The organism is Geobacillus sp. WSUCF1, assembly GCF_000422025.1.
GTDB lineage: Bacteria > Bacillota > Bacilli > Bacillales > Anoxybacillaceae > Geobacillus > Geobacillus zalihae.
The window spans coordinates 1-16,637 of record NZ_ATCO01000065.1 but is presented as its reverse complement, the minus strand read 5'-3'; the positions used below and the strand labels follow the sequence as shown (position 1 = coordinate 16,637).

General features: G+C 57.1%; 15 protein-coding genes, 4 pseudogenes and 1 riboswitch. All 19 genes and pseudogenes read right to left on the bottom strand.

The annotated features are described in order from the left end of the window. Positions 1-624: pseudogene (locus I656_RS09175) on the bottom strand (RNA-guided endonuclease TnpB family protein); the annotation flags it as partial. After that, positions 602-2,113, bottom strand: coding sequence for a cobyric acid synthase (locus I656_RS09180; protein ID WP_020754794.1), 1,512 nt, complete (start codon positions 2,111-2,113; stop codon positions 602-604). The gene I656_RS09180 and the pseudogene I656_RS09175, both read right to left, overlap by 23 nt. Continuing rightward, complete coding sequence (locus I656_RS09185; protein ID WP_020754793.1) at positions 2,106-3,470, bottom strand: cobyrinate a,c-diamide synthase; 1,365 nt, start codon at positions 3,468-3,470, stop codon at positions 2,106-2,108. The genes I656_RS09180 and I656_RS09185 overlap by 8 nt, the downstream gene beginning before the upstream one ends. After that, positions 3,416-4,615 (bottom strand): cobalt-precorrin 5A hydrolase, encoded by a 1,200-nt coding sequence (locus I656_RS09190; protein WP_020754792.1) that lies wholly within the window; start codon positions 4,613-4,615, stop codon positions 3,416-3,418. Before I656_RS09190 ends, I656_RS09185 begins: the two co-directional genes overlap by 55 nt. Position 4,616: 1 nt before the next feature. After that, positions 4,617-5,391, bottom strand: a pseudogene (cobM, locus tag I656_RS0115360) (precorrin-4 C(11)-methyltransferase). After that, entirely contained in the window at positions 5,388-6,089 is a 702-nt protein-coding gene (gene cobI / locus I656_RS09195) for a precorrin-2 C(20)-methyltransferase (RefSeq protein WP_020754789.1), read from the bottom strand. Before cobI ends, cobM begins: the two are co-directional and overlap by 4 nt. Next, a complete protein-coding gene (locus I656_RS09200; RefSeq protein ID WP_020754788.1) occupies positions 6,086-7,291 on the bottom strand; it encodes a bifunctional cobalt-precorrin-7 (C(5))-methyltransferase/cobalt-precorrin-6B (C(15))-methyltransferase in 1,206 nt (401 codons plus the stop codon). The genes cobI and I656_RS09200 overlap by 4 nt, the downstream gene beginning before the upstream one ends. Beyond that, positions 7,257-8,415, bottom strand: a pseudogene (locus I656_RS09205) (cobalt-precorrin-5B (C(1))-methyltransferase). The gene I656_RS09200 and the pseudogene I656_RS09205 overlap by 35 nt, the downstream one beginning before the upstream one ends. Beyond that, positions 8,384-9,031 carry a precorrin-8X methylmutase gene (locus tag I656_RS09210; protein WP_014195898.1) on the bottom strand — a complete coding sequence of 216 codons (648 nt, stop codon included), beginning with the start codon at positions 9,029-9,031 and terminating at the stop codon, positions 8,384-8,386. The pseudogene I656_RS09205 and the gene I656_RS09210 overlap by 32 nt, the downstream one beginning before the upstream one ends. A 160-nt stretch (positions 9,032-9,191) precedes the next feature. Further along, complete coding sequence (cobK, locus tag I656_RS09215) at positions 9,192-9,968, bottom strand: precorrin-6A reductase (RefSeq protein ID WP_033005390.1); 777 nt, start codon at positions 9,966-9,968, stop codon at positions 9,192-9,194. Between the two features lie 22 nt (positions 9,969-9,990). Beyond that, on the bottom strand, positions 9,991-10,815 hold the full coding sequence (locus I656_RS09220; protein WP_033005389.1) for a sirohydrochlorin chelatase: 825 nt from the start codon (positions 10,813-10,815) through the stop codon (positions 9,991-9,993). A gap of 37 nt (positions 10,816-10,852) precedes the next feature. Then, entirely contained in the window at positions 10,853-12,634 is a 1,782-nt protein-coding gene (gene cobJ, locus I656_RS09225) for a precorrin-3B C(17)-methyltransferase (protein ID WP_081212722.1), read from the bottom strand. 64 nt (positions 12,635-12,698) lie between these two features. Then, entirely contained in the window at positions 12,699-13,487 is a 789-nt protein-coding gene (locus tag I656_RS09230) for an energy-coupling factor ABC transporter ATP-binding protein (RefSeq protein WP_011231296.1), read from the bottom strand. 5 nt (positions 13,488-13,492) lie between these two features. After that, complete coding sequence (locus I656_RS09235) at positions 13,493-14,218, bottom strand: energy-coupling factor transporter transmembrane protein EcfT (RefSeq protein WP_011231297.1); 726 nt, start codon at positions 14,216-14,218, stop codon at positions 13,493-13,495. Beyond that, on the bottom strand, positions 14,202-14,495 hold the full coding sequence (locus tag I656_RS09240; protein WP_011231298.1) for an energy-coupling factor ABC transporter substrate-binding protein: 294 nt from the start codon (positions 14,493-14,495) through the stop codon (positions 14,202-14,204). Before I656_RS09240 ends, I656_RS09235 begins: the two co-directional genes overlap by 17 nt. Positions 14,496-14,499: 4 nt before the next feature. After that, positions 14,500-15,243, bottom strand: a complete 744-nt coding sequence (locus tag I656_RS09245; RefSeq protein ID WP_020754781.1) for an energy-coupling factor ABC transporter permease — start codon at positions 15,241-15,243, stop codon at positions 14,500-14,502. Then, positions 15,244-15,642 carry a ferredoxin gene (locus tag I656_RS09250; protein WP_020754780.1) on the bottom strand — a complete coding sequence of 133 codons (399 nt, stop codon included), beginning with the start codon at positions 15,640-15,642 and terminating at the stop codon, positions 15,244-15,246. It abuts the gene before it with no gap. A 184-nt stretch (positions 15,643-15,826) separates the two neighbouring features. Beyond that, positions 15,827-16,019, bottom strand: a riboswitch (cobalamin riboswitch). A 60-nt stretch (positions 16,020-16,079) separates the two neighbouring features. Further along, positions 16,080-16,220 (bottom strand): annotated as a pseudogene (locus tag I656_RS09255) (S-adenosylmethionine--2-demethylmenaquinone methyltransferase); the annotation flags it as partial. Between the two features lie 17 nt (positions 16,221-16,237). Further along, positions 16,238-16,618 carry a retropepsin-like aspartic protease gene (locus tag I656_RS09260; RefSeq protein WP_008880146.1) on the bottom strand — a complete coding sequence of 127 codons (381 nt, stop codon included), beginning with the start codon at positions 16,616-16,618 and terminating at the stop codon, positions 16,238-16,240. Between the last annotated feature and the right edge of the window lie 19 nt (positions 16,619-16,637).

Here is a 16,637-nt window from a genome sequence, read left to right as displayed (position 1 = left end):
TGTGACCAGTGCGCTAGGTTCGGCGGCGAAGCCCGAAATCGCTTTGGCGATGTTGATCGCGCCATTCAGATCGGCATGAATCGCATATCCGCACTTTTGGCATCGGAAGCGGGTGCCGTTTCGGTTCGCTTTCTCCCGATGCCCGCATCGGCATGTTTGGCTTGTATAGGTCGGCTTCACCCACTCCACCCGAATGCCCGCCATTTCCGCTTTATAGGCAATCATCGTTTGCAGTTGATGAAACGACCAAGAATGAAGGCTTCGTCCTGCTTCTTTGGACGATGTTGCCCGCTTCCGAATCCCTGTCAACGCTTCCATCCGAATCACGCCAACACCGTTGGCGAGGGCAAAACGGACGAGTTGACGGCTGATTTTATGGTTTCGATCCTTCATCCAGCGGGACTCTTTACGGCCGATTTTGCGAATCATATGGAACTTCTTCGCTTTGCCCAACGTTCGCCGCAAAGCCGCATATCGTCGGCGAATGAAAGCGCATTGGCTACCCTTGAAAAACAACGATTTCGTTCCAATGCTGACAACGGCGATATAACGAAGTCCCAAATCAACGCCCATTGCCTTGGTGTCTTCCCGTTGTTGGACTTCAACTGTGATCGCGACAGCCAAATTGACGCATCATCTGTTCGATCCGCTCGACCGCCACGTGCTGGCGGACATGAGCGGCAAGCCGGTCGAACGCCTTTTCTTTGAGCGAGCGAAAGGGTCGGACGCCAGAAGGGGCGATTCCTTTTTGGCGGCGAATGCTGTTGAAAAACGCGGTGCGGAACGCATCGTTATGAAACAAATCGTGCATGTACGTGCCCAGCACCCGCTCATCACTGTGCTTCGCCCCTTCATGGCGGCCGTCCGCCTCAATAAGCGGCGCATAGCCAGGAAGCGGCGCCGAGCGGCCCATATGAATCTCGTATCCTTGCACCGAAAACCGCTCGCCCGCCCACGTAAGCATCCCTTCCGTACGGATCGTGATTTTCGTCCGCTCAAGCGTCGTTTCAATCGGCAGCAAACCAAGCCCTTTTACTTCCGGGAGCGGCGTCTCGACTCCATACGGATCGCGGATGACGGCGCCAAGCATTTGATAGCCGCCGCATAAGCCGACGACTCTCGCTTTTCCTTCATTGACAAGCGACACAATGCGGGAAGCGAGTCCTCTTTTCTTCATATAAATCAAGTCTTCGATCGTGTTTTTGCTGCCGGGAAGCACGATTACATCCGGCGCGCCAAGCTCATCGGCGTGCGTGACCAACCGGACGCGGCAGTCCGGTTCTGCCAAAAACGGGTCGATGTCGGTGAAATTGGCGATTTTCGGACAGCGGATGACCACGACATCAATCGCTTCCTCTCCCCCGACAGATGAAGCAAACCGCTCAAGCGACAGCGAATCTTCAGCATCGATCGCCAAATCAGGCAAATAGGGAACGACGCCAAGCACCGGCACGCCGGTGTGCTGCTCAAACCAATCAAGCCCCGGCTTAAGCAGCGCCACATCGCCGCGAAACTTGTTAATGATGACCCCAATGACCCGCTTTCGGTCCTCAGGCTCAAGCAGCCACAGCGTTCCAACGAGGCTCGCGAACACCCCGCCCCGCTCAATATCGCCGATCAACACGACCGGAGCGTTGGCGAGGCGGGCGATGCGCATGTTGACGAGCTCGCGGTCGTTTAAGTTTACTTCCGCCGGGCTTCCCGCTCCTTCAATGACAATCCGGTCATACTCATTCATCAACGTTTCGAGCGACTGACGGATGACAGCCAACCCTTGGTGGAAAAACTCGTTCCGGTAAGCGAACGCCTGCATATTGCCGTACGGTTTGCCAAGCACAACGATTTGCGATTCATGCTCGCGGCTTGGCTTAATCAAAATCGGATTCATCTCGGCGCGCGCCGCCACTCCGGCTGCTTCGGCCTGAATGCCTTGCGCCCGGCCGATTTCTTTCCCGTCCGGCGTTACATATGAGTTTAACGACATGTTTTGCGACTTAAACGGCGCCGTCTTCCAGCCGTCTTGGGCGAACATGCGGCAAAAGGCGGTTGCGATGACGCTTTTGCCGGCATCGGAATGGGTGCCTTGAAACATGATCGGCAGCGCTCTAGCCATCGCGTTTCACCCGCTCGCATTCGGCAAGCCACCGTTCGGCCATCGCCGGGGCGGACGTGAAATGGAAATGAACGTAGCCAGCGACAAGCCGGTGCACTAGACAACCGTCCGGCTTTGTTCCTTTCCGGCCGCTCGTGTCATAAGCAAACGGCGTCTCGCTCCGCGGTTCGTACACCGAATAATGGAATTCATGTCCGCGCGCTGTTTCTCCTTCCGGCAATAGAAAATTCCCTTTCCGCCCGCGCACTTCGCGATAGCCAAGCGCCGCGAGCTTCGTCTTCATCACGACCTTCCCCGGAATGACGCCGACCATGTCGTACGCCTCCCCGCTCGTCGTCACAAGCTGTTCGGTGAGAAACATAAATCCGCCGCACTCAGCCAGCGTCGGCAAACCGGATTCAATCGCCGCCCGGATCGACTGTTTCGCCGCCGTCTGCCGCGCCAGCTCAGCGGCAAATTCCTCCGGGAAGCCGCCGCCGATATACAATCCGTTCACCCCATCCGGAAGCGGCTCGCCGGCGAGCGGAGAAAAGTAGACAAGCTCCGCGCCGCAGGCAGAAAGCATCTCCAGATTCTCCGGATAGTAAAAATGAAAGGCGGCATCTTTGGCAACCGCCACGCGCACGCGATACGGCCGCGAAGGGCGAATGAGCGGCGCCGGAGAACAAAGGGCTGGCGCTTCTGCAATCGAAAGAAGCGTCTCCCAATCGATCGTGCGCGCCACCTTTCTCCCCAGTTCGGCAAAAAACGAATCCAGTTCGCCGCGCTCCACCGACGGCACGAGCCCTAAATGGCGCTCTGGCAGCGCCAACGCTTCGTCTTGCGTGAGAAACCCGACGACCGGCACCCCGCACGTTTGCTCGATGGCCGCTTTGACGAGCCGAAAATGCCCTTCGCTGCCGACGCGGTTGGCAAATACGCCGGCGAGGCGCACATCGGGGCGAAACGTTTGAAACCCATGGACGATGGCGGCGGCGCTGCGGGCCATGCCGGAACAATCGACGACAAGCAGCACCGGGCTTTCGGTCAATACGGCGATTTCAGCCGTCGCCCCCTCGTCAGAAAGCGGCTGTTTCCCGTCAAACAGCCCCATCACCCCCTCGATGATGGCGATATCAGCCCCTTGACAACCGTTGGCGAGCACCGTTTTGACCGCTTCGCTTCCCATCATCCAACTGTCCAAGTTGCGCGCCGGCCGGCCGGTCACAGCCGTATGGTAAGTCGGGTCGATGTAGTCCGGGCCGCATTTAAACCCTTGCACCGTATATCCTTGCTGCCTCATGGCCGCCATCAATCCAAGCGTCACGGTCGTTTTGCCGGCGCCGCTTCCCGGTGCGGCGATGACAAGCCGTCGCATGCCTCTTTCCCCTTTCCCTGCATGGTCGCTTTCTTTTGATGATCGATGAGCGCTACGGAAATCGTCACATTGCCGGACTTCTTTTTCACCAGCGCCAGCCGATCGGCCCCGCTGTACAATTTCGCCGCCGGCTCGCTCACCCCATACGCGCCGGTGTAGCGGTACACCGTTTCCGACGGCGCTTCGATCGGCACCGTGTTCAGCTCTTCTGGCGTATACGCAACCAATTCCCATCTATATTTGTTGACTACCTCCAAAAGTCCTTGTTCATCCTTTTTCAAATCAATGGTGCACACCGCTTTGACGCTTTTCATCGAAAAGCGCAGCTCATTGAGCGTCTCATGGATGACCGCTTCGATTTCGTCAGCCGATGTGCCGCGGTTGCAGCCGATGCCAAGCGCGATTACTTTCGGGCGATACAAAACGCCGTTTTGCAAAATGGCCTCTTCTTCCGGTGCAAGCAGGCGATGAGTGACCACAAGCGCGGCCGCCGGGCGGGCAGCGAGCGCTTCCGCGATTGAGCCGTACACGGTGATGTTTTTCGGCAGCGTCCGGCCCTCCGGCCACCAATCGGGTTCCCCCGACTCTTGCACGATCGCCACCGGCTCTTCATTCACGACCGCGGCGCTCACCGGTGTCAGCTTGTCGGCCGATTCCCATTCCCAGCCGAACTGGCGACCGAACAGATCGACGGCGATTGTCTGCTGCACGTCGGAAGCGGTCGTAATGACCGGGCGGGCGCCCAATATGGCGGCCACACGCCGCGTCAGTTCGTTCGCTCCGCCCAAATGGCCGGAAAGAACACTGATCACATGTTCAGCCTTATCATCGATCACCACGACCGCAGGATCGGTCTTTTTGTCTTTTAACAGCGGAGCGATCATCCGCACGACAGCGCCGAGCGAAATGATGCAAATGAGTCCGTCATAGCGGGCGAACAACTCCGGCAACAAGGCCCTGACGTTGCCGGAAAACAAGCGGATCCCGTGCTTGGCTTCATCGCCGCGGGCGAATTTATCCGTATAATAAACGTCCGCTCCCGCAAGAGCGCCTCCAAGGCGTCGGGCGATCTCGACCCCGTGTTTCGTAATGGCCACGACAGCATAGGCGCCGTGTCTTTCGTTGTTCGCGGCAGCAGCCCCCACCTTACTTCTCCCCCTTTCGATATCCGTGCGTAAACGTGCGGTCGTACAGCTTCGAACGGTAGCCGCGCTCATGAATATGGGGATCGAGCGCCCAACCGGCCAACATGATCGCGTGTTTCGTCACACCATGGCGCCGCATATCGTCAGCCATTGTGGCAACGGTGGAACGAATCACAACTTCATCCGGCCATGTCGCCTTATAGACGATCGCGACAGGCGTATCACCGCTCCAGCCCGCTTCAAGGAGCGCCGCGCTTACTTTTTTGGCAAGCGTCGCGCTTAAAAAAAAGAACGAGCGTGCAATGATGCTGCGCCAGCTCCTGCAATTTCTCACGCGGCGGCATCGGCGTCCGCCCCTCGGCGCGGGTGAAAATGACCGTCTGCGTCAATTCCGGAACGGTGAGCTCCGCCTGCACGGCGGCCGCGGCGGCAAACGCCGAACTGACGCCGGGGACGATTTCCACTTCAATTCCTTCTTCTTTCAACAAGGCGATTTGCTCGAGCGTCGCCCCGTAAATCGATGGATCACCGGTATGGACGCGCACGACGAGCCGGCCTTGTCTCACCTTGTCGGCCATCATCGCCACCATTTGCTCCAAATGCATGCCGGCCGTATGAAACACCTCCGCTTCCGGCTTCCGGTAGCGCTCGATCAATTCCGCGCTCACTAGCGAGTCTGTGTAAAAAATGGCGTCGGCAGCAGCAAGAAGCTCGGCGCCGCGAACCGTGATCAAATCCGGCGCTCCCGGCCCCGCTCCTACGATATACAGCTTCACTTTCTCACCACCATCAATGTCAAATATTCGAGCTCCGCTCCGTCGAGCTCCTCGACCTTCCACACGACTTCCTCGCCGGACGTCACTTTCGTCACAACAGCGGCGCGATGAAGCAAATCGAGCTCGCGCAGGAGGCGGATCATCAAGTCGATCACTTTTGCTACTTTAAAAAAGATGACACAATCATGTGCAAGAATCGCGGCTTTCATCGCTTCATAGTCGTCACGCGCCGGCACGATCGCCACTTGCTCATCGCCGTCCGCAAGCGGCAGGCGAAGCCGGGCGGCGGCGGCGTTCGCCGAGCTGACGCCGGGGACGACTTCGATCGGCGCGTCTGGATAGCGTCGCTCCATCACATGCATCAAATGGATGAACGTGCTGTACAACAGCGGATCGCCTTCGGTGACAAACGCCACATCGCGCCCAGCCGACAGTTCCGCCCAAATGGCGTCGGCTGCTTCGTTCCATTTTGGTTCAAGCACGGCCACGTCTTTTGTCATCGGAAAATGAAGCCCAAGCCGGCGTTTTTCCTCCGGCGCAAAATACGCGTCGATAATTTGTTCGGCATAGCTTTTGCTTTGCCGCCCTTTTTTTGGATAGGCGATGACATCCGCTTCTTTTAGGCGGCGGTATGCTTTCACCGTCATGAGCTCTGGATCGCCCGGGCCAACACCGATGCCGTACAACGTGCCGGTCATTCGTCTCCCTCCCGCTTGGCTGTCATGATATACACCGGATTGAGCGCCTCAAAGCGCGTCAACTCTAAAATGGGCTTGCTTCGCGACACTTGCGCGAGCGTGATGTCAACATGAAATCCACGGCTGCGCAGCTCGCGGCCCGCTTCAGCAAGCGTCTCAACCGTTGCCGCGTTGATCACGATGCGTCCATTTTTCTTCAGCCGTTTCGCACAGACGTCCAACAACGGCGACATCGCGCCTGACGTGCCGCCGATAAAGATGGCATCCGGGTCGGCAAACTCATCGAGCCGATCGGGCGCCCTGCCGTGCACAAGCGTGATGTCAACGCGGAATTTGCGCAAGTTTTGCCGGCAAATCTCGAGGTCGTATTCATTTTTTTCAATCGCAAACACCGCCCCGTCGCGGGCGATTTTCGCCGCTTCAATCGCGACCGAACCGGTGCACGTCCCAATGTCCCAGACGACGCTGTCCGGGCGCAAGCGCAAGGCGCTTACGCTTAAGACGCGAATTTCTTTCTTTGTAATCAGCCCTTTGTCCGGCTTGCGTTGGAAAAATTCATCATCGTCAATGCCGAGCGGCCAAATCGGACCAGGAGCGGTTTGCCGCAAAATGACTATGTTTAATGGAAGAAACTCGGTTTCTGCCATTTCTTCTAGCTTGAAAAACCGGCATCGCTCATTCGGCCCGCCGAGCTCCTCGCCGACAAACGCCTCATATTCCGTCATGCCGTACTCGAGCAAATAGCGGGCGATGGCGGCCGGCGAGTTCGTCTCATCGGTTAAGATGGCGACTTTGCGCCGCCCGTCGACCCGCTGAGCCAAACCGGTGAGCGGCCGGCCATGGACGCTGACAAACGCCGCGTCTTGCCAAGACTCGCCCATTTTCGCAAACGCCCATTGCACTGAGCTGACGGCCGGATACACGTCGATCGGCAATTTGCCGGCCAAATAGCTGCCGATGCCGTAAAAGAGCGGATCGCCGGAAGCAAGCACGACCGTGTTGCGCGTCTCATGGCGGAGCCGCTCCACCAGCTCCGCCAGTCCGCGGCGGATGATGATCGTTTCTCCTTTGTATTCAGGAAACATCGCCAGCTGCCGTTCGCCGCCGACAAGCAGCTCGCTTTCATCAATCCAGCGTCGATACAGCTCAGGAAGACTTGCTTGCCCATCAGCACCCACACCGATCAACTTCATCGTCCCCATCGGTCTGCACCGCCTTTCCTAATTGTTGTCCGTTCATTGTGTAAATGGACGTCGCCACCGTCAGACCGCCTCCCACTTCGTGAAGCGCCGCCTGGCAGCACGCTTCGCACAAAAGCTCGAAAAACTTCATGCAACCGGCCTCTTGCATCATGTCGCCGACTTGCGCCGCCGTATTCGCGCCGCGCACCGCAGCCACCAGTTCTGGGCCAGCACCTGCCTGCTCGGCGATGGCAGCCAAAAAGCCAAAGTCGACCGGGGCGCTTTTCGAGTGCACCATCATCACTCCTTGAGCGACTTTCGAAAATTTCCCCATCATCCCGACCATCGACACCATCTTGATGCCAAGCCGTTTGCATTGTTTCAGCGTAAAGCCGACAAAATCGCCCATTTCGATAAACGCTTCTTCCGGCAAATGCGGATATTCTTGCATGGCGTATTTCTCGCTCCGCCCCCCGGTTGTGATGACAACATGGCGGCAGCCGTTCGCTTTCGCCACTTGAAGCGCCTGCACGATGCTCGCCCGGTAGGCGGCGGTGGAGAACGGAACGACGATGCCGCGCGTCCCCAAAATCGAAATGCCGCCAATGATGCCTAGTCTCGGGTTCAACGTTTTTTTTGGCGATTTCCTCGCCGCCGGGCACAGAAATGACGACCTTCACCCCGCGATGTAGACCGTATTGCGCCAGCACTTCATTGACGGCTTCGCGGATCATTTGCCGCGGCACTGGATTGATCGCCGCTTCCCCGACCGGCACCGGCAAGCCGGGTTTGGTGACGCGTCCGACCCCTTCACCGCCGTCGATATGAACGCCCGGCGACGAGGCCCACGAGACAGTGGAAACGATGAGCGCGCCGTGCGTCGCATCTGGGTCATCGCCGCCATCCTTCACGACCGAGGCCGTCGCCGTTTCGCCATCGAACGAACAAGAGGCGAGCGAAAAGGTCACCACCCGCCCGATCGGAATCCGAATCGTCGCCTCCGCCTGCACTTGGCCAGTGATGAGCGCCGTGAGCGCGGCTTTCGTTGCCGCTGTCGCGCACGATCCGGTCGTATACCCTTCACGCAGCGTTTTTTTTCGTTTCCATCGTTCGTCACGCTCGCTCGGCAAGCAGCGATAACGCATTCAAGGCGGCGACAGTCACGGTGCTTCCTCCTTTGCGGCCGCGGTTGGTGATGAACGGCACATCGAGCTTCGCCAATTCTTCTTTCGATTCCGCCGCCGAGACGAATCCGACCGGCAAGCCGATCACCAATCCCGGCCGCGCCTCTCCTTCTTTGATGAGGCGAATGAGCTCCAATAACGCTGTCGGAGCGTTGCCGATGGCAAAAATGCCGCCTTCCGCTTCTTTCACCGCTTTGCGCATAGCCACAATCGCCCTCGTCGTATTCAACCGTTTCGCTTCCGCGATCACGTCTTCATCAGAAATATAGACGCGCACCGCGCTGCCGAACTTCGCAAGCCGCGCTTGATTGACGCCGGCTTGCACCATTTGCACATCGGCGACGACGAGCTTGCCGCTGCGAATGGCATCAATGCCTGAGCGGATCGCATCCGGGTGGAAAATGAGGCTTTTGCCCAGCTCAAAATCAGCCGATGCATGGATGACGCGCTGAACGATTCGGTATTGTTCTTCTGTAAATGAATGCTCGCCGATCTCTTCATCAATGATTTGAAAGCTGCGCGCTTCAATTTGTTCCGGCTGCACCGTCGCCGGACGAAATGTTGTATGGAAGTCCATGACAATTCTCTCCTTTCTTCATGATCGCTTGCATGAGCGGCCGCTAGAAGCCCATTCCTTCCATCCGTGCGCTTCGCTTCCCGCATGAAGGCAACAAGCTCAGACGCATGGGACGCCATTGGCGCGAAAAACGTTTTGCTGTTTTTTCTGAAAACACGTTTTACACGGTTGGAAGCGGCGCATGTTGCTTCAACGCATCGAGCACGCCGGCAAAATCGTGATGCACGATGCCGTATGACAACCGTGGGCGGCGGATGACGATGACCTCGATGCCGAGCTCCTCGGCGGCAGCGATTTTCTCATCGACAAACCCGACTTTGCCGCTTTCTTTCGTGACGACGACCGTGACGCCGAAATGGCGGTACAGCGCCCGATCGAGCTCTTTCGTAAACGGCCCTTGCATCATGACGATCTGCTCTTGGGAAAACCCAAGACGCTCGCATTTGTCCAAATTGTCTTTTCTCGGGAGCATCCGTGCAATCACCTTGACGTCCGGGCGCCCGATGAGCCTCGCGGCGAAAATGTCGAGCGTTTTGCTGCCGGTCGTCAGCATCACGACGCCGCCTTTTTCCGCCGCCAGCTCGGCGGCTTCTTCATAGCTATCGACAAACGTCACCTTCTCGGATGAAAGCGAAGACGCCTGCCGCTCATAGCGGATGTACGGCAATTCGGCAGCGGCCGACGCTTGCATGGCGTTTTTCGACGCCTCCTCCGCAAATGGATGGCTCGCATCGACAATCGCTTTGGCTCCCTCGGCTTTGGCCAGCTCGGCAAGCTGGGACGCATCCAAGCGGCCGACGTAGGCGCGAATGCCGGATGACCGAAGCTGTTCGGCCGCGTGATCGGTGACGACCGTCGCCGTGACCGAATAGCCAGCTTGTTGGATCATCACCGCCAATTCGCGGGCATCGCTCGTCCCTGCCAACATCAAAATCATCAGCGCTCCTCCTTTTTGTTTTTTAGTGATGATGGTGATGATGATGGTGAGAAACGTGCAGCCGGTATTGACAGACATCGCAGTTCATCGCCACCGTTTGATCGAGCACTTCTTGCAGGCGGTCAAGCACGATATCGATCAGTTTCGGATGAAAGCCGACATAATCGGCCAGCGCAAATGAGACGTGCGGGTGATCGAGGCGGTATTGCGCCACTTGCCGTTCAAGCCGCTTGATGAGCACACCGGTGAACAAAAAATACGGCAAAACGACGATCCGCTTCGCCCCAAGCATGAGACAGCGGCGGACGGCGTCATCAAGCGACGGCGTCGTCACCCCCATAAACGCCGGCTCGATGAGCGCATAGCCCGTTTGTTCCCAAAACAAGCGGGCGATTTTATACAAGTCGCTGTTCGCGTCCGGGTCGCTCCCGCCGCGGCCAAGCAAAATGACCGCTGTTCCGTCATCAGGCTGCTCCGGCCGCTCGCCGATTTCTTGCAGACGCTCGCGCAAAATCGCGAACGTCTGCTCATGAACGCCGATCGGCCGTCCATATCGAAACATGATGTGCGGATAGCGCGCTTTCGCCTCATCGATTTCCGCCGGGATGTGCAGCTTCGAATGCCCAGCCGGCAATAAAATGAGCGGAATGACCGCCACTTCCGCCGCTCCGGCCTCAACGCACCGCGCGATTCCTTCGCTGATCGACGGACGGCCAAACTCTAGAAAACTCGTTTCAACATGGAAAGAAGCAGAAAGACGCGGCCGCAGGCGGTCGACAAACTGCTGTACTTGCTCATTTCCTTCCGGGTCGCGGCTTCCATGGCCGACAAACAAAATGGCTCTCATATTCGCTCTCCTCTCTTTTATATCACTCCATCCGAGGTTACTCACCGCATGCCGGCGTTTCGATCTTCGCCGCCGTCTTGGCCTCCTCGTACGAAAAGCGGCCGATTTGTTTCACGCGGGCAAAAAACTTATGAAATCGTTCGTTCGGATGAGCATGTTCTTTGTACTGTTCAATGATGTCCGCCACAATGGCCACCATCTCTTCCGGCGGGATGCCTTCCGCAACGAGCTGGCCAGGATGGGCGTTGCGGCCGACCGTTTTCCCGCCTAAAAACAAGTCAAATTTCCCTTTCCGGTACACAAGCCCGATGTCTTCGCGCACCGCGCCGTAGCATGCCATGCCGCAGCCGTTGATGCCAAGCTTCAACTCTTTCGGCAGCGCCATGCCCCCAAATCGCCGCGCCAATTCCTCGGCATATGGAATGGCGTCTTTTTTCTCTCCATCGCAAAAATCACATGCCTTCACCGTCAGCACATCACCAACCGGCATCACCATCAGTCCGACAGCAGCGAGCCGATCGACAAGCCCTTTTGGATCCTCTGTCACCCGCTCGATTTTGATATAATGATCCGGCGTGTACGTCATTTTCCCGTCCGGTCCGACCGCTTCGGCAAGCGCGATGAGCTGCTCCGGAGTAAACTGCTTGTTGGCCACCCCTGGGCTCACTGCCGCTTCGAACAGCACGGCGGACGCCTTCTTTGTCGTTCTTCTTTCCAATGCTGCAAGCGCGTCCTCCGCTGTTTCTCTCACCCGATGCAACAGAGCGGATGACGGCCGGTTTTCCGTTTGGACGAATGGCTCCTCCGGCAGCGGAAAAGCGGAAGCTGCCGGCGCCAATCCAGCTTCCTTCGCCGCCGCGTCCACAGCTGGCGGCAAAACCGCTACGGCGGCAAAACCGCGGTCTTTCTCGTCCCCGAAAGCGGAGGCAGCCGCGACAAACGGCCGAAACGCTTCTCCGTTTTCTTCGTCCGGCTCTCTCAGCGGCTTCGTCTGGTCGAGCGCCCATGGCTCTGCCTCTTTGCGCAGCCGTTCATGCGGTTTGAGCGGCTGGACGGCGGCTGCTAGTTGATACTTGCGCTGGTAGCCGCGCGGCGTGATCATGAGCCCATCGTAAACAAAAGTCGTCGAGTTGCCGATAATGACCGTCGTCAACATGCCGATCTCATGGTCCAGCATATGCGCCAAGTCGGTGAGAACGATATGCTGCCGTTCGCGGTACGCACTTTTCACGAGTCCAACGGGCGTTGTCGGCGCACGATGGCGGAGCAGGATGCGCTGCGCCTCCACAATCTGCCGAGTGCGCCGCCCGCTTTTCGGATTGTACAACGCAATGACAAAATCGGCCGCCGCCGCGGCGTCAATCCGCTTTTCAATCAGCTCCCACGGCGTCAAATGATCGCTCAAACTGATCGTACAGGCATCGTGCATAATCGGGGCGCCAAGCAGCGCCGCGCACGAATGAATCGCGGAAATGCCGGGGATGACTTCGACTTCAATCGGACTCGCTTTCGTCCACCCTTTTTCGATCAACACTTCATACACGAGCCCCGCCATGCCGTACAACCCGGCGTCGCCGCTGGAGATGACGGCAACCGTTTTGCCGCGCTCGGCCCACTTCACCGCCGCTTGGGCGCGGCTCACTTCTTCGGTCATGCCCGTGCTAATGATCTCTTTTCCAGCAATGAGATCGCGCACAAGTTCGATGTACGTTTTGTAGCCGATGATGACGTCGCTTTCTTCAATCGCTTCCCGAGCCCGTTTCGTCATATGGTCGACGCTTCCCGGGCCGAAGCCGACAATGAGCAATTTGCCGCTCATCATGATCCCTCCTTTTGCCGACTAGCACCCATTTTTCACACTCCATTCGCCGCTCATGTCCCTTTCACGGCGCAACACATCGGGGGACGATCTTTTCCTCTGGCCGCCATGCTTGCCAAAGCCGCACGAACAGCGGAACATCCAAGCGAATGTCCAACAGCCGCTGGCGGTCGGCGAATACGTCTTCGGGTGCCCCTTGCATCACGATCCGTCCTTCGTGCATGACCGCGACGACATCCGCCCACTGCCAGACGAAATCCATGTCATGGGTGGCGATCAACACAGTCGTCCCCGCCTGGTGAATGGCGTCAATTTGTTTGAGAAACTGCTTTGTCTGATGCTGATCCAAATAGGCGGTCGGTTCGTCCAATACGAGCAAGTCCGGCTTGGCCGCCATCGTACAGCAGAGCGTCAGCCATTTTTTCTGTCCGAGACTGAATTGATGGGTCGGGCGGTCCAGCCAAGATTGAAGGTGGTATTCCGCCGTAATCGCGGCAAGCGCCTCCCCCATTTTTTCTCGATCGATTCCGGCATGGACTAAGCTGATCGCCAATTCATCACGCACGAGCGGGGCGAGGATTTGATGCTCCGGGTTTTGAAAGACGATGCCGACTTCACGCCGCCATTGCGTCCAATCAGCGCCGCGTTCATACATGTTGCGCCCTTTCCAATACACCGCTCCTTCCTGCGCCCGCAGCAGCCCGTTCAAATGAAGAAACAACGTCGTTTTGCCGCAGCCGTTTGGCCCGATCAAGGCGCATTTTTTTCGCTCTGGAATTTCCCAATCAATCCCATTCAGCACGTACCGTTCTGCTTGATAAGCGTATTTCACTCGTTCCATTCGCAGCAGCAACGTTTTCACCCTTTCCGCCATGCCCACCCAAGCAGCAAGGCCATGATGATGCCGGCCGCAACATCGACAAGAGGCACATGCGCTTTTTCCCGCTGATGCGTATGCCCAGCCGACGCGACGCCTCCACGCGCCGCAAGCGAACGGCTGAACGCTTCATACGACTGCCACGTTTTCATCCATAGTTGGTACATCAGCATCCCGCCATGCCGCCAATGCGTTCCCCCGCTGCGGGCCCGCAATGCCAGCATCAGCTCTGCGGCCGCCTGCTCGAGCAAAAAGATAAAGCGATACATAAGAAAGCAAAGTTCCACGAGCGCCGCCGGCAGCCGCATTCGCCTCAGCACCGCAATCAAGTCCGGCGCCGGCGTCGTAATGAGAAGGAAAAACAAGCACGACCAGGCGGCAAGGGAGCGGACGGCGAGCTTTGCAGCCGGCTGCAGCTGGCTGTCGATGAAAGTTATTTGAAAAGGAACCGACACGGACACAACGAGCGTCAGCAGGCTGAGCCCTAAAAAAACGGAGGCGGCGAGCATCGCTTTTCCATACACGGAAAACGGCACTCGTGCACGAGCGACAATCCAATACGCCATTCCGATGAGCACAAGCCATTGTTCGCGCCAGCCGCCCATCATGACAACGGCAAGCATAACAAACGCCACGATCAGCTTCCACTCCGCCCGCCATGCCCGCAGCCGGTTGTCATACGCCCAACGGTCAAACTCGCGAATCATGGCTGTTTTTCCGCTCCGAACGCCCTTTGTACAACCCGACGACGTAGCCGATCACGCCGGCGCCAAGCGCGGCTTGCAGCGAGAACAGAAGCGTTTCGACTTCGCCGCCTGGAGGGGTGAAGATCGACTCAAACCACGGCCGGTAATGCGGGTTGAGCGTTTGAATGGCTTTTTCCGCCTGATCGTCCGTTCCACCGAATTCCGATCCGCGCGCCCACCAAAGAGGAATGATGACAAGCAAAGCAGCCAGCAACACGAGCAAGCCATTTTTCTTCATCGCATTACGCCCCCTTTTCCTTTTGGAACAGCGGAGAAGCTTGATAGGAGGAAAGCCAGTTCCAGACGATTACCGTTATGATGCCTTCCGTCACCGCCAACGGCACTTGAGTAATGGCAAAAATGCCGGCGAATTTCAAAAACGAGGCGGTGACTCCCCCATCAGGAGACGGAAACGCCAGGGCAAGCTGCAGGGACGTCATGACATATGTAGCCAAATCAGACAAACAAGCGGCAAGAAACAAAGCCGCTCGATTGGATACCGCCCCTTTTCGGCACAGTTGATACACTCCGTACGCGACGAACGGGCCGACGATCGCCATCGACATCGCATTGGCCCCAAGCGTCGTCACTCCTCCGTGGGCAAGAAGCAGCGCTTGAAAGAGAAGAACGACTGTGCCGATCACCACCATCACCCATGGTCCAAACAAAACCGAGCCGAAGCCGATCCCGGTCGGATGCGAGCTGCTGCCGGTGACGGATGGAATTTTCAACGCCGACAATACAAATGTAAACGCGCCAGCTAACGCCATCAGAAGCTTATGTTCGGGGTGCTGCTTCAGCGTATGCACAAGCCGCCGCAATCCGAACACAAAGAACGGCAAAAACAACAGCCACCAAAACAGCGCCCATTTGACAGGCAAAAATCCTTCCATAATATGCATGGCATACGCTTCATTTTCATTCGTCAACAAAAAATAGGAAACGAACAAAGCCGCCATTCCGCTCCATCGAACCGCTCTCTTCATTTATCCCTTCACTCCTTTCGCAGCATGTTCCGTTTTCCGTTTTCCGCTTGGCGCCTCCCGTTCGCCGGCTGGCGTCAACACCAATTCGCCTTCGTATTCATACGTCGCCCACTCCCGCATCGGAACCCCCTCACCCAAATGGGCGCGCACAACCTCCTTCGCCCGCTCCGGCGTCATCTGTCGATACCAGATGCCTTGCGGATAGACGATCATCACGCACGCGTCTTGGCATCGTCCGTTGCAGCGCGTCCTTGTTGTATGGACAGCATCGTCAAGCCCGAGACGGGCGATCTCCTCGCGCACCGCCATTGTCACATCATCCCCGCCATGGCGGAGGCACGTCCCTCCGTTGCAAATGAGCACATGATGCTTCATTCCCCGCAAATCCCATGTCGCCACCGAATCCCCCCTTTTTGGCTAGAATGATAGAATTTAGACGCAGACAGACGGGCAGGTTTTCGGCAAAAGAAAAAGCACCTCTACAGCAGAGGTGCAGAAAAATGTATACGAAAGCCGTAAACGGCCCAAACAGGGCCCCTAAAGCCGTCATTCTCCCGCACGTCTGCCTATAGTCCCGTAGGCATCCGTCCGATCCAAACAAGGCAGGTCTCCTGACTTAGGATCATCGCTTGGCGGCGTCTTCCCGAAGCATCCTTCAGTGACTTGTTGCCGCAAAGCTCCCCATCACAGTGGCGGGCACCGTGCCGGATTTTCACCGAGCTTCCCTTTTCACCCAAGCCCTAAGCGGGCTAGGCACCTTGTTTGTCTTACCGCCATATATGCGCTGTCATGGAACAAGCATCCGTTTTCATCGTAGTACAACCAATGCGTTGCCGTCAACCGTTTTTTGCCGACAAATCTTTGTTGGCGACGACAACGCCGTCCGCATCAGCGTACACGTACGCCCCTGGCTCCCAGCGGACGCCGCCAAACTCGAGCGCAACGTCGCGGGCGCCTTTTCCTTCTTTTTGGCATTTCGAGCGGGCGTTCCATTTCAACCAGAACGATACATCTCCAACTTGTCCAGGTCTAAGACAAATCCAGCGCCCAGCAATATATCCAATCCTAACAAACCGTTAATCCCCTCATAGTCCATCCCGCTAAAATCAATTTCATACTCTCTTAGCTGGAAAGAATCTAGCTGAATACAGTCTAATTTTTTTGTAAACGCGTACTCTTTCCCACCGATTCCGTAATAAGCCACAATACGATCGCCCGGCTCTACCCGCAAATGAATATCTTCTACTGCATTTTGAGAAATCACTGTTTTCGCCGCACCAGTATCAATCACCATATTATGAATCAACTTAGACCTTCCTTGATAAACGATTTCGATCGATGCAAACAGCAAGCCTTCACGATATTCAATCTGCATAGTCAACTACCCCCACTTC

Excerpts from the sequence above, each read along its gene's own strand:
- I656_RS09180 (WP_020754794.1), bottom strand. The coding sequence starts at position 2,113 with ATGGCTAGAGCGCTGCCGATCATGTTTCAAGGCACCCATTCCGATGCC.
- I656_RS09185 (WP_020754793.1), bottom strand. The coding sequence starts at position 3,470 with ATGCGACGGCTTGTCATCGCCGCACCGGGAAGCGGCGCCGGCAAAACG.
- cobI (WP_020754789.1), bottom strand. The coding sequence starts at position 6,089 with ATGACCGGCACGTTGTACGGCATCGGTGTTGGCCCGGGCGATCCAGAG.
- I656_RS09200 (WP_020754788.1), bottom strand. The coding sequence starts at position 7,291 with ATGGGGACGATGAAGTTGATCGGTGTGGGTGCTGATGGGCAAGCAAGT.
- I656_RS09210 (WP_014195898.1), bottom strand. The coding sequence starts at position 9,031 with ATGGACTTCCATACAACATTTCGTCCGGCGACGGTGCAGCCGGAACAA.
- cobK (WP_033005390.1), bottom strand. The coding sequence starts at position 9,968 with ATGATTTTGATGTTGGCAGGGACGAGCGATGCCCGCGAATTGGCGGTG.
- I656_RS09220 (WP_033005389.1), bottom strand. The coding sequence starts at position 10,815 with ATGAGAGCCATTTTGTTTGTCGGCCATGGAAGCCGCGACCCGGAAGGA.
- cobJ (WP_081212722.1), bottom strand. The coding sequence starts at position 12,634 with ATGAGCGGCAAATTGCTCATTGTCGGCTTCGGCCCGGGAAGCGTCGAC.
- I656_RS09235 (WP_011231297.1), bottom strand. The coding sequence starts at position 14,218 with ATGATTCGCGAGTTTGACCGTTGGGCGTATGACAACCGGCTGCGGGCA.
- I656_RS09240 (WP_011231298.1), bottom strand. The coding sequence starts at position 14,495 with ATGAAGAAAAATGGCTTGCTCGTGTTGCTGGCTGCTTTGCTTGTCATC.
- I656_RS09245 (WP_020754781.1), bottom strand. The coding sequence starts at position 15,243 with ATGAAGAGAGCGGTTCGATGGAGCGGAATGGCGGCTTTGTTCGTTTCC.
- I656_RS09260 (WP_008880146.1), bottom strand. The coding sequence starts at position 16,618 with ATGCAGATTGAATATCGTGAAGGCTTGCTGTTTGCATCGATCGAAATC.